This is a genomic window from Leptolyngbya sp. NK1-12, from assembly GCF_032598965.1.
Classification (GTDB): domain Bacteria; phylum Cyanobacteriota; class Cyanobacteriia; order Elainellales; family Elainellaceae; genus Elainella.
On record NZ_CP053586.1, the window covers coordinates 739,128 to 752,214 of the forward strand.

Below are 13,087 nucleotides of genomic sequence, written 5' to 3' on the forward strand. Positions count from 1 at the left end.
ATGCGCTCATAGAATCTGCTCGCACAAATTCCTACAAGCAGGTTATCTCTGCTGACTACAATGCTGAGCTACCTCAATTTTAGGAGATGCAAAACCTTACCGGACGGTGTTTGTCAACATCTGGGCATAGGGAGTCTGATGCAAATGCGCTTTGTTGCCTGACCCAAATAACTGCATTTTTTCGATCACGACCTGTTGCATGGCGGCAATTGACTGTTCCATGCAAGGCAGTAAATCAGCTTTGCGAGCATTACAGATATCCGATTGCAGGGTGTGCATATAGGCTTGTCGCACCTCAGTATTGACATTAAATTTGCAGACCCCAAGCTGAATCGAGCGGCTAATCATGGCGGCAGGTAGACCAGACGCACCGTGCAGCACCAGCAGCATATCCTTACCAACAGTTTCACCGATCCGGATTAAGCGATCAAAATCCAATCTGGGTTCGCTGCGGTATTCTCCATGCACATTCCCAATTGTGACTGCTAAGGCATCAACTTGAGTTGCGCGGACAAATTCCCCTGCCTGTACTGGATCGGTCATTTTGGCTTCTTTTTCAGCAACTGATAAGCCATCCTCGGTACCACTGATGCGGCCAATCTCCGCTTCGACTACGGCACCGTAACGATGAGCTAACTGAGTCATTTCACGAGTGAAGCTTAAATTTTCGGCATAGGGCAAATGGGAACCATCGGCCATAATCGAGTTCATACCTGCTTCTAGCGCGAACCGAATTGCTTCAGCAGAGGTACTGTGATCGAGGTGAACCGATATCGGCACGGTAGCAGATCGAGCGGCTTCTAAGCAGAGCGACACGAGTGGAGAACCGCCATACTTCAACGAACTAGGATGGATTTGCAGCATCGCCGGACTTTGCACAGCCTCTGCTGCCGATACAACGGCCCGCACGCCCTCCAGATTGTAAATATTGAAGGCTCCAATCGCGTAGATGTGACGTCGAGCCGTTTCTAACAGTTCGCGGGTTGAACTCAGCATAGACGCACTCCTAGCCACGAGAAGAGATTGTTCAAATCATACCCCGTAGCCTGGGCAATGGCTTGTAGCAATGGCTTGTAGCAATAGTTATGTAGTAAGTAGAACAACATAATTAAACATGAAACCCAAAGGGGGTGTTGTCGCCGCCCTTCGGGCGGCGACAACACCCTGATCTTGGTTTTAATTAAGTTGAATTACTTAGTAGCTTGTGGCGATTCGCTGAAGTGGGTTGGAATCAGTTGCCAAAAGTGTGTTAGTCAGCGCTAAGCAAGAGAGCAGCAGATGTAGAAAACACTCAATTTATAGATGGTTATAGATGGGAAGTGTAAAAACTAACGAGTGCCGCCACCACTGCGATGTCGAGGCATGCCAGTACCAAAGGTAGGAAAATCGGCAGTATCAGCAGTCACGATAGTAGCGTCCATAGTGGCATCCATAGTGGCGTCCAGGGGCCGTTGAGATACGACGGATGGAATCGACCCGATTGGAGCAAAAGGTAGGAGAGCGGCCACGATCAAGAAGCTGTGTAGTAGGAGAAAACATTGTTTGCGCATGGTCGTAATCCTTGGGGCATCAGCAGGTCTAAGGATTACTAGGCTGGGTTTTGTCAAACTATGCAGCGGCAGAGGGTTGAAGTTAGCAATTCATCACAATTGCTCCAATCATCTAAATCAATCCAAGCAATCCAAGCAATCCAAGCAATTGATCCAACCAACCAATTGATTGATCAAAATCATCAAACGCGAGCAAGCTGCCTGCACTTTATGAAACCAGGTTGAGTGACCAACTCGAAATTTTTGATCCAGAAATGTCTATGATCGATGTTAGAGATAGATGCTAGATCCTGTGCCAACATGCCGAAATTCGCCGATATTCGCGCCTGGGAACAAGCTGAAATGCTGATGCAGCCGGTGTTTATTCGCGTGATTGACAACATTCGCAAGCAGCTCGAGCAAAGCACCTGGCAAGGTACCTATCAAGATACCCCCATCTGGCCGGAAGGGGTACCAGAAGAAACAAAAGCACGAGTGGCCCAACTCCAAGCGCAACTTGCAACCGCAACACCCGAAGAAGCGGAAGAAATCGAAGAGCAATTGGCGCGGCTACCCAGCCCTCAACCCAGCTATATTCTGTGTTTAAAGAAAGGAGAGCGGCAAATTACGGTAGATCTCTGGCAACTCTGCTATCAAATCTGCTTCCGCAACTATAGTCCGGTTTTGAATGCGCTCGATCAGGATCTGATTGTGGAGGTCGATACCCGCTTAATAGACAATATGGGTGAGGTAGACTGGCTGCGACTCGACGAAAAAGCCAAACAGTTAATTGAGCAAATCTTTGTTAGCCTTTCCCCCCACCGAGTGGCTGCCGACCCAGATGATTCCGAGCCGCTTGAGACAAATGAACCTGAATCCGGTGAATAGGTGTAGAAACAACAGCTTATACCAACCACTGATTCCATAGAAGTTGAATAGAATAATCTATTCACAAGCGATTCATGGCCCAAACAAAACCGGCAAATCATCTCGTCATTATGAATTGAAGCGAATAGATATAACCTTACATATGATCTTTAACACAGGACAGGACTAACTACTTGGCTAACTACTTAACGATGAGCGGTATGTAGATAATTACAGCTGCTGCTGAATCAGTGGTGATTTAGTGGTGATTCAGTGGTGATAATGAAACTGCATATCAGTCCACCAACCAGCCCTAAATCAGCTCGCTTAGTTTTGCCCTAATCTCCTACCTATCAGGCACGAAGCGAATGATTGATGCTACCCTTAAGTCTGGATCTTTGATTAGAAAAAACGTTATAGGGCTTCTATGTCACAGGACTTGCTGCGCTCGCTGGTTTGGATGGACTACAGACTGGCCGTGCTATTTACCGTAATTCTGCCGCTAATCTTATTGATTTGGGCATTTGTAAAGCGGGCCGAAGCCATGCAGCGGTTGCTGATCATCTACTGGCGCGTTGCGAGCCTACTGGCTATCACAATCTACCTTCTGATTGGAAATTTTCCAATTGGCTTTATGACTGGTTTCCTCGCCTGCATCCTAATTCCGCTCAGCCTCTGGTTTTGGGCCGATCTGAATGAGGAGATCTATGAGCAGTCGTCGTCTCCCTTGAAGCTGACGTTCACTTCCTGGCGTTGGGCCGTCAGTGTTTACAGCATTTTAGGGGCCATAGCCAGTATCCCGTTTCTGCAATGTGCCATCTCCCAAGCTGCCTTTGCGACCCCCTTTTGTCAGGTTTGGCTGGAGGCTCCCTTGGGTTTCAAAGATGCATTCCATCCCAAATATCAACCGGGCTTCTTGGGATTCCTCGGAATCACTGCCTTGATTATCTACGTGCTCTATTTCGGCTACTTTGTGCTGGTGCGGTTGGGAAAACAGGGACGCTCTGCCGTTGAGCAGTAAGATTCGGTTCATTTGGATCAATCTTCAATGCCGTGGCTTTTACCGATTACCCAATGCCGTCGGAAAAAACGAGCCAAACTAGACTCTTCCAGCGATAGGTAGATAGGACGCCCATGCGGGCAGGTGCGAGGGTTGCGAGTGCACTGCCACTGCTCCAGCAATGTCTGCATTTCGAGCAACGACAGCGGTGTACCGTTGCGAATGGCCGTGCGGCAAGCAGTAGCCACCAGAGCCGATTCTAGGTTTCCGCCTTGGCTCAGCTCCCAGAGCGCCTCTCCACAGTCCGCCCGCTCCGCCAGCATTTCGGGAGCCGAACGGACCGCCCACCGCTGCTCTCCAAATGGTTCTACTTCAATGCCCAACCGCTGCAACTGTTCCAACTGCGCTGTTGATAGCGGTCCCAAAACCAGGGGCGAAGCCAGCGGGACAATCTGCCAACGGTTGCAAAGCTGTTCGTAGAGGACCCGCTCATGGGCGATATGTTGTTCGATCAGCCACATCCCGGTCGGGTGCTCAGCCAAAATGTAGCGGTTGTGAACTTGGGCAATTGCCTTTAAAGGCAAAAGGGTTTGGGGTGAGCGGGCGGCGGCATCGTCTGAAGCAGGCGACTCTGGTTGAATTACACGGCTGGTGCGGTAGATGCCATCCGCTTCGGCTACTTTCAAGACTTGGCTGAGGCGAGCAGCATGAGCAGCCTCTGGAAGTTGGCTCAGGCTAGACTGCAAGGCTTGATCGATCGCCTGCTGAATCTGAGTTTGCCATTGGTCTAAGTAGCGCAGGTAAATCTCTGTTTTGGCCGGATGGCGGTTCCAATCAACTTGAGCAGGGGGCACCTGGAGATGCAGAAAACACACCGGAAAGCGCTCTCGCGGCAGGGCACGGCGGAGAGTACTGAGCACAACCTGCGTCAATTCGGGCAACTGCACGATCCGACCATTGACGGCAATGTGAATCCAATCTGGACGATGGCGATGACAGCGATCGGGAAGGCCGAGGAGTAGGTAGAGTGATGCGGCGGAAAGTGAGGTGGGGAAAGTGGGGGACGGGCTGAGTTCCTGGAAATCGCTGGGTTGAGCCTCCTTGAGAAGCTGCGTCAGGATAGACTTGGCTGAGGCTCCTCCCCAAATTGCCAACCAGGGTCGGTCATTCTGCTCAACTTGCCACGTCACCTGGGGATGACACAAGGCTAACTGCTGAACCACCTGCTGCACGCTACGAAGCTGTTGGGTTGGACTTGGTAAACTTTGGCGACGCGAGGGCCATTGGGCAAACAGATGGGAAGCCGTCACGATGGTGCCCGTTGCTAAGGCCACGGTTTGGACCTGAACTGGCTCGCCCTGACGATTATAAGTGACTCGATAACCGCTCTCACTGTGATTAAAGCGACTACAAATTTCTAAGTCAGCCAACTGAGCAATGCTGTGCAGCGCCTCCCCGCGAAATCCCAAACTGTGAACCTGCCCCAAATCGGCGGTGGTTTGAATTTTGCTGGTGCTGTGGGGAAGGGCAGCCTGTTCTAAATCGGTCAACGTCATGCCGATTCCATTGTCAGTGACACGGACACGCCAGCAGTCGGTCCAAACAGAGATGCTGATGCGCGTCGCGTTGGCGTCGAGAGCGTTTTCGGCCAGTTCTCGCACTACAGCTGCTAGAGAGTCGATCACTTCTCCAGCCGCAATTAGATGAATGACTTCAACTGGCAGAGCCTGAATTTGCGTTGTCATGCCTTTCAGTGTAGTGCGTGGCCACTGATTTGTGAGCCTGGGTATGAGCTTCGGTATGAGCCTTGATCCGAACTGAGTGGCGAGACACCTCATCCAACCGAGTGGCTGAATGAGTTAAGCCAGTAGGAGGAATGGGTGGGCATCAGTGGGCGAGATTTTTCCATGTCAAAATACCTACTTAGGTGAAACAAGCGGTGGAAGTGGAAAAGCGACAAAATTTCTACATTGAAGGTGTGAGTAATCAGCAACTGCGCTAAGTAAGTGTAATGAATAGAATGATTCAGGAACCCGTAGCACCTTCATTGCCAAACAAAAATCGGATCGCATTTACCATCAAACACACCGTGATATCACTGAGTGATACTTGCCGTATTTCTTGCGCTGCTGCTAACCGCTGTTTAGACCACTGCTGGCTGGATGATGCTCAGCGCGAGCAGGGAGAACGCTGTTTGGTAGCCTGCTGGCAAAGCTTGCACCATGCCGATCAGCACCCTGAAACTATGCTCCATCCAGATGCAGCCAAATCGCTCCCCGCAGGCCAGCTTCATCCGTGCCATAGCTGCTGATCACAGCAGAACGCAAGCTACTGACAAGAGTTTTAGGCAGTTCCAATCCGCGTATGGAACGCAGTAGCTGCTCTAGCGCCTCCTGGTTTAAGTACAAATAGCCCTGGTTCGGGGTTTGCAGTTGGGCGATGGCATCCTTGATATCAGAGGTTGTGGCTGACTGAGCAGCGAGAGCTTGTTCTAATGCTTCGAGCGAGGTGGCAAAAAGCTCATAGTCACCAATTGTTGTGCGCACTCCTGCTACTTCCGCTCGCAGAGATGTAAGCTCTGGTTTAGCCGCTTCAGTTTTAAGTTTGATCCAGGCAGAAATAGGTTGGTTATCTAGCGATAAAGCCCCAAGACTAATGCCCTGCTGTTGGGCGACTTGGTCAAGCTGTTCAATGCTTGTCTTGGTTTCTGCCGTCTGCTGCGCCACAAACACCCAATCAGACTGAGACCGACCATTAGCGGGGAGTTGGACCAAGGCATATTCCCCAGTCACCCAATCCAGTGCATCGTCCGGAAACTGGAGTTCCCACTGCTGTTGCAACCGCAGCCAGGGCTGCTGCAATTGACTGTGCTCGGCACGGTTTGGAGAGCCATCGGCCCAGATACTAGCAATTTGACTTTGCCACTGAGTTTGAGTGGTGGGCAGGTCGCGACTAGCGATGGCAAATCGGCTGTTGGTGGGAATGAATTGCAGAATGGGACTGGCATTAGTCATTGCTCCCCGGACCGGCTGCGCGTTGGGAGTAGTGGTTAATAGCAGCGTATCGGCCAACAATCCTTGCCTTGCAGGCTTGAGCGCCGCCGCCATCGCTTCATAGTGCGGTTTCTCTAAACCAGATTCGGTGGCTGCTATCTTAGATGCTGTTGCAATAGTGCTGTCAGCTAACCAATTGCCAAACTGAGCCAAATTAACATAAACCAAGCCCAGTTTTGACCCGGTCAATTTTTCTAGCGCTTGCTGATAGGTAAAGCTCTGCTCCAGATTTAAATCAGATACTTGGACGTCGTTTAGCGCTTCTCGCATCACTTTGGGATAGTTAGCAAACAGAACATAGCGTCCTCCTACAATTGCGCTAGTTAAGCTGGGTTGCCCAGCGGCTATCTTTTTATTGGCAGCATGAATTAACTGAACTCCAGCAAACTGCTCGAATACCAGGTCACGAGCATTAGCGCGTCGTTGCCAAAAGGACTGTAGCGATTCTTGGGCCAATTCTGGATCATCAGCCACCAAAACCAAAAGATAGCCAGGCTGCAACCCATCCGCTGCATCCCGGTTGACATCGGGTGTTGTCAGCGCAAATGTCACTTCATCGCCCAACCAAGTTTTGAGATCACGGTCGTAATCCAAGCCGCTGCTAGCAAATACGCTTTGCTGCCACTGGCGCAGTCCAGTTTGCAGTTGGCGACGATTGGCTGGCGAGGTTTCTGCTAACCAAAACGACTCTAACCGCTCGGGGTTGACCAGCAGCGTTACCATAGCTACCGCCTGCCGCGAGACAAACATGGCCGTGGTTGGTTGAGTTGCGATTTGTTTGGGTACTTGTGCCCCACTACGAGCCGTCAGCCAATAGGCTCCTGCCGTCCCGATCAACAGCAGCACAAGCACAACGCCAGCTAAAACCGAAAAAAAGGAGCGGGGTTTCATGGGTCACCCTTGATGGATTACGCGATTCCGAATTACAAACGGATTACAGAGTGGATGCCATAGCTACAGAAGGTGCAGCATCCAAACAGACCACCCCTTAGTGTAGTACTGCGGGTGCAGCAAGCCAAAAGGTGTCAAATTTTAACTTGTAATTGGTTCTTGTCACCAACTGGCTGTTTGTAACCCTGTTTGTAACTCTTTCTGTCACTAATTTATGCTGATTGTGATTTGTCCGGGTGTACATCCCCCGGATTTAACCGCTAGTTTTGTGCAAGCACTCGATTGGCCTGCTGAGCCGCTGGTTCTTACTGAGCGATTACCCATCTATTCTCCGCCTCATATTCTGACGTTCTTACTCCAGCAAATCCCCCCATCACAGCGTCAAACACCGATTTTGCTGATTGGGTTTAGTGCCGGTGTTGTAGGCGCAATTGGGGCAGCCTACCTATGGCAAATCTTGGGTGGACGAATTATGGCCCTGATTGCGATAGATGGCTGGGGAGTGCCGCTATTCAGCCCGTTCCCGATCCACCGCATCAGTCACGATGCTTTTACCCACTGGAGTTCAGCCTTACTGGGAGCAGGACAAGCCAGCTTCTATGCTGAGCCAGCTGTTGCCCATTTAGAGCTGTGGCGTGCTCCTCAAACAGTTTGCGGTTGGTCAGTCCAATCATTTGCACCGAGATACCACCGAATCACTGCCGCCCAATTTTTACATGACTTATTGCAGCATTACCAGATCAACGCTTGAGAAAATTAAAAAGATGATGAGGATCGGTGTCACTGCTATTAAAGATGATTTAGTTAAAGATATTGTTGTAAGAATTTAGAACAAATCATCAACTCAGAATCAGCATGGACAGACGACCTGAATCGAGCAGGAACGGAAAGTCAGAACTGAATGGTAAAGTGATTTACCCGATTGTTGAAGTTAGGCGGGTAGTGCAGCCGCGAGTTTACACACGTCGGCACCCGTCCTTGTTGCCGTTAGTGTTTCTCTGTTCAATGATCGGGTTGGGAATTGTTCTGTTTGTCAACGGCACTAGGCAGCTAGAAACCAGCGAGCAAGTGCCTAGGTCTGAAGCATTTCGCTGGGCTGTGAATCGAGCTATGAGTGCCGCAGAACTAACTCAAACGGCCCAATCAGCTAAAGAATGGCAGCAGGTAGCCAACTGGTGGCAAGAAGCCGTGAAGCTGATGCAGGCAGTTCCTAAATCAGACGCTAACCATGCCGTGGCACTAGCCAAAATTACTGAATATCAGACCAATCTGGCCTATGCTCAAAATCGCTCAGCCGCTGCTGCTGACCAACCTGCCGCTACGAAAAACCTCTGGGGCATTGGCTCCCGCCGGGCAATGGTCCTCAAACTGCAAGGCCCACCAACCGAAGTCGATCGCTATGATTCCATGTGTAAAGAAATCCTCCATTATGGCAAAAGCAGGATCGAGCTGAGTAATGGTATGGTGACCCAGTATGAAGACTTTGACCGCAAATTCAAGGTCTCTGAAACAGAACCACCTCCTTCAGCCCGCAGTGGTTCAGCCTGGAACCTAGGTTCAACAAAGGAAGATGTGTTTCAAATTCAAGGAACTCCTACCCGGATCGTCAACTATGACTACTCGGACCGGGAAACGCTGTACTACGGCAGCAGCACTGTTGAACTAACCAAGCAGCGGGTCACTGGCTATAGCAACGAAGGTGGCAATCTTCGAGTACGGATTGTGCCAATCTTGAGCGGCAACGAGGGCGCGGGTAACGTTTGGACGCTGGACTCTAGCCGAGAGGAGATTCTGCGGGTCCAGGGTACTCCAACTCAGGTGTTACTCGATAATTCAGCCTGCTCTGAAACGTTTTACTATGGCAGCAGCAGCATCAACTTCAAGAATGGTTTTGTAGCTGGCTATGACAATCTCGACAGGAATCTGCGTGTCAAAACCCGATAGGCCGCATTAAGTGTCTTGCCCTATAGAATCTGAACAATCTGAACAATAATTAACAGAGCCAGTTAAGGGGGAGATCGCGAATCGGTTGGTTCGGTTTTGAGCTTGTTGCAACTCCACAGATACCAGTATTGTCGTAGTAGAGCGCCTTCTAAGCCTCTTTCTATGCCTAGACTATTGCAACAGAGTCGATGCAGTCTCGTGTATAAGTGGTATCTACCAACATTAAGTGAAATCTTGAGCCTGAGTGGGTTGGAGCAAAACCAGCACCCCATTCAGGACAATCAATCGCACCAATTTCCGGCTCAGCAGCGCCTCAAAGCCGAGCGGGAATGGGCAGGAGCGGTTGCGGCCCTCAATGGCTTATTGCAGCAGGGGGTCGAGTCTGAGTCTACCACGCTCAATAGCGCACCTCAGGGTAGCCAAAATACGCCACCTGTGACAGGATTGCTGCTCTCTGGCCCGTTTCCGGTGTTGCAGCAGGCCGCTTGGATGGATCAAATTGCCACCTGGGTGTTTACGGTGGGTTCACCGGGAGAAGTGGTGCAGCTTTTGCCAGCCGCTGAGCACAAACCAGAGGTTCCCTGGAAAGAAATTCCTACCCTACCGCTACGTCCCGATGATCCCTTGGCAGCTGAGCAGTTTTGTCTGGCGCTGACACCAGAGTTTAGTTTGGTCATGACGCTGGGAGAAACGGCAGCCCATCAACCCGCGTTTCTGTTTTCGTTTGATCCAGACGTAGTGTGGCAAGTATGGCGGTCGCTTCAGGCTCGGTTACAGCTTACGGCTCCCCCGCTGGCTGCTGCTGTTGACCGCATGGTGAAACAATTCACTCCCGTCGTGCCGGACTATCGCATTGTCACCCAATTCAGCCGGCTGATGTTGGCTAATTTGCCCGAACCCTTTGAATTAGTAGGGAAGCGGGCCGTCTCTCAGGCTACAGTGGTTGAGCCAGTAATGCCAACTGCTCCAGCTACTCCGCCATCTACCCCGGCAGTGAGTACTCAAATGGAGAATGCTGCCGAATCTGTGCAATCAACGCCTAGCAACTGTGTCGATGCCGAACTGTTGCAAGCGCTAGCCCACGAAGTGCGGACGCCCTTAACCACGATTCGCACTCTCACTCGACTGTTGCTCAAGCGCAAAGACCTGAATCCTGATGTGCTAAAGCGACTAGAAGTGATCGATCGGGAATGTACTGAACAAATCGACCGCTTCAACTTAATTTTCCGAGCGGTAGAATTGGAAACCACGCAAACCAAGCAGGCTTTGATGCCGCTTGCGCCGATTTCTCTGACTCAGGTGATTCAGCAGAACTTAGCGCGTTGGCAACAGCAGGCCAGTCAGTACAGCCACAAGCTCGATATCCTGCTGCCGCAAAAACTGCCAATGGTGGTCACCGACCCGGTGATGCTGGATCAGGCGCTAACTGGACTGATCGATCGCATTACCCATCGCCTGCCGCCGGGGAGCCATATTCAGGTGCAGGTAGCGCTAGCTGGACATCAGTTGAAGCTGCAATTCCTCTCTCAGCCCCAGTCGGCATCAACCACCCTGCCAAAGGATAGCAAAGCCAAAATGGGATTTGCTCCAGCGGTGCGCTCGATTGGCCAACTGCTGATGTTTCAGCCCGAAACCGGCAGCCTCAGCCTCAGTCTGGCGGTGACGAAGAATTTGTTCCAAGCGCTTGGCGGCAAAATGACTGTGCGCGAACATCCTCAAGCGGGTGAAGTGCTGACTATTTTTCTGCCGCTCGCTTCTCGCAAACCCGAAGAGTAGTGTTTACTCAAGGATTAGTGTTTAATAGTCTCCAGAGATTTGAGAAATTTAGAATCTCTAGATAAGGTTGCGACGCTACTTTGCAGCTTCTAGAGGAGAATAAGCAATGCGACTGATCTTATACAGTAAGCCAGGCTGTCATCTCTGCGAAGGGTTGCAGGAGAAGCTAGAGCAAATTTCCAGCCTCGATTTGCAGCTAGAAATTCGCGATATTACCAGCCGCGACGATTGGTTCCAAGCCTATCAGTACGAAATTCCGGTGCTGTTTCTGGCTGGTTCGACCCCAGATGCAGCCCCGACTCCGATTCCACGTCCTTCTCCTCGTGCTTCAGTGGCCCAGCTTGAGCAGATGTTACAAAAATATCTGACGGAAGCGGCGAAAAATGAGACAAAATAAGCGCAAGCAAACGCACAAAAACGCAAAGAGACGAGTTTGAGGCAGAAGGAGTGTGGAGATGAAGCTGAAACAACTGTTGGCAACGCTATCGGTATCTTGCCCTGAGCATCCAGCTCTAGAGACGGAAGTGAAGGGTTTGACAACCAACTCCCATGCCTGTCAACCGGGAGATGTGTTTATGGGCATGCCGGGTACCCGCGTCGATGGTGGTGAGTTTTGGCCGAGTGCGCTCACGGCCGGGGCAATTGCTGCCGTGGTGTCTCCGGCAGCCGCCGAAAAGACCGCCAGCGTGATCCAGACCCACAATGCCTGTGTAATTCCGATGGCGGATATGGCTCAAGCCTGTGCCCAGCTCGCTGCCGCGTTTTATGACTATCCAGCCCAAAAGCTGAAGCTGGTGGGAGTGACGGGCACCAACGGCAAAACAACCACTACCCACCTGATCGAGTTTCTGCTGCTGCAAAGCCAGCAACCCACTGCTTTGTTGGGGACTCTTTATGCCCGCTGGGCTGGTTATCAGCAAACCGCCGTCCACACAACTCCCTTTGCGCTCGAACTTCAGCAGCAGTTGGCAGAAGCCGTCGCCGCAGGGTCCCAGTTGGCGGTAATGGAGGTGAGTTCCCATGCGCTGGCTCAAGGGCGAGTGTTGAGCTGTCCGTTTGAGGTAGCGGTGTTTACCAACCTGACGCAGGATCACCTGGACTACCACAAGGATCTGGAAGACTACTTTGCTGCCAAAGCGCTGCTGTTTAGTCCGGATTACCTAAAGGGGCGGGCGATTGTCAATCTCGACGATCCTTACGGGCGTCGCCTAATCAAGCAGTTGAACCCAGCGCAGGTCTGGTCCTATAGCGTTACCGATCAAACCGCAGATCTATGGACCAGTGATCTGGTGTATGAAGCAGAAGGCGTGCGAGGTCGGCTACACACACCGCAAGGCACAATCGAGTTTCAGTCGCCGCTGGTGGGACAGTTTAATTTAGCAAATCTGCTGGCTGCTGTAGGAGCCGCCCTGCATCTAGGGGTGGATCTGGCTACGATTGCCGCGGCTTTACCGCGTTTTTCGGGCGTACCGGGTCGGATGGAACAGGTGCAGATTCGGTCGGATCAGGATATCAGCGTGATTGTGGATTATGCCCACACGCCAGATAGTTTAGAGAATATGCTGCGGGCAGCCCGTCCATTTATCAGCGGGCGGATGATCTGCGTCTTTGGTTGTGGCGGCGACCGCGACCGCACCAAACGTCCCAAAATGGGGGCGATTGCGGCTGAACTCTCCGACTGGCCAGTTGTCACCTCTGATAACCCGCGTACCGAAGATCCAGAGCGAATTCTGCAAGATATTTTGACTGGCATTCCGGCCTCCGTGAATCCTACGGTAATTGCCGATCGGGCTGAAGCAATCCGCACTGCCATTCTGCAAGCCCAACCTGGGGATGGCGTTTTAATTGCCGGTAAAGGCCACGAGGACTATCAAATTTTGGGCACCGAGAAGGTGCATTTCGACGACCGGGAGCAGGCACGGGCGGCTCTAGAACAGCGCTTGCTCGGTAGTTGACAGCGAGCTTGCTGAAGGCGAGCTGAAGGCAAATTGAGCAATTATTGACGTGGTTCAAGTTTGGGAAATCGA

11 protein-coding genes are annotated in these 13,087 nt (G+C 51.4%); 7 read left to right on the forward strand and 4 right to left on the reverse strand.

Annotated elements, in window-relative coordinates:
- Positions 1-96 precede the first annotated feature (96 nt).
- Both HJG54_RS02635 and HJG54_RS02640 read right to left on the reverse strand, forming a co-directional pair.
- Entirely contained in the window at positions 97-996 is a 900-nt protein-coding gene (locus HJG54_RS02635) for a class II fructose-bisphosphate aldolase (protein WP_316433190.1), read from the reverse strand.
- A 332-nt stretch (positions 997-1,328) separates the two neighbouring features.
- Complete coding sequence (locus HJG54_RS02640; protein WP_316433191.1) at positions 1,329-1,550, reverse strand: hypothetical protein; 222 nt, start codon at positions 1,548-1,550, stop codon at positions 1,329-1,331.
- A gap of 300 nt (positions 1,551-1,850) precedes the next feature.
- On the opposite strand from HJG54_RS02640, the gene HJG54_RS02645 reads away from it, so the two are divergent.
- On the forward strand, positions 1,851-2,417 hold the full coding sequence (locus HJG54_RS02645) for a hypothetical protein (RefSeq protein WP_316433192.1): 567 nt from the start codon (positions 1,851-1,853) through the stop codon (positions 2,415-2,417).
- Between the two features lie 406 nt (positions 2,418-2,823).
- Entirely contained in the window at positions 2,824-3,417 is a 594-nt protein-coding gene (locus tag HJG54_RS02650) for a DUF3177 family protein (protein ID WP_036001498.1), read from the forward strand.
- Positions 3,418-3,434: 17 nt separating this feature from the next.
- Here the strand turns inward: HJG54_RS02650 and mutL are convergent, their stop codons facing one another.
- Both mutL and HJG54_RS02660 read right to left on the reverse strand, forming a co-directional pair.
- Entirely contained in the window at positions 3,435-5,141 is a 1,707-nt protein-coding gene (gene mutL / locus HJG54_RS02655) for a DNA mismatch repair endonuclease MutL (protein ID WP_316433193.1), read from the reverse strand.
- 498 nt (positions 5,142-5,639) lie between these two features.
- Positions 5,640-7,340 carry a DUF3352 domain-containing protein gene (locus HJG54_RS02660; RefSeq protein ID WP_316433195.1) on the reverse strand — a complete coding sequence of 567 codons (1,701 nt, stop codon included), beginning with the start codon at positions 7,338-7,340 and terminating at the stop codon, positions 5,640-5,642.
- A 214-nt stretch (positions 7,341-7,554) separates the two neighbouring features.
- On the opposite strand from HJG54_RS02660, the gene HJG54_RS02665 reads away from it, so the two are divergent.
- The 5 genes from HJG54_RS02665 (at position 7,555) to HJG54_RS02685 (ending at position 13,015) form a co-directional block, all read left to right on the forward strand.
- Entirely contained in the window at positions 7,555-8,091 is a 537-nt protein-coding gene (locus tag HJG54_RS02665) for a hypothetical protein (protein WP_316433196.1), read from the forward strand.
- A gap of 104 nt (positions 8,092-8,195) precedes the next feature.
- Positions 8,196-9,284, forward strand: coding sequence for a hypothetical protein (locus HJG54_RS02670; protein WP_316433198.1), 1,089 nt, complete (start codon positions 8,196-8,198; stop codon positions 9,282-9,284).
- Between the two features lie 162 nt (positions 9,285-9,446).
- Positions 9,447-11,060, forward strand: coding sequence for a HAMP domain-containing sensor histidine kinase (locus HJG54_RS02675; protein ID WP_316433199.1), 1,614 nt, complete (start codon positions 9,447-9,449; stop codon positions 11,058-11,060).
- Between the two features lie 106 nt (positions 11,061-11,166).
- On the forward strand, positions 11,167-11,457 hold the full coding sequence (locus HJG54_RS02680) for a glutaredoxin family protein (RefSeq protein WP_316433200.1): 291 nt from the start codon (positions 11,167-11,169) through the stop codon (positions 11,455-11,457).
- 58 nt (positions 11,458-11,515) lie between these two features.
- Entirely contained in the window at positions 11,516-13,015 is a 1,500-nt protein-coding gene (locus HJG54_RS02685; protein ID WP_316433202.1) for a UDP-N-acetylmuramoyl-L-alanyl-D-glutamate--2,6-diaminopimelate ligase, read from the forward strand.
- Positions 13,016-13,087 lie beyond the last annotated feature (72 nt).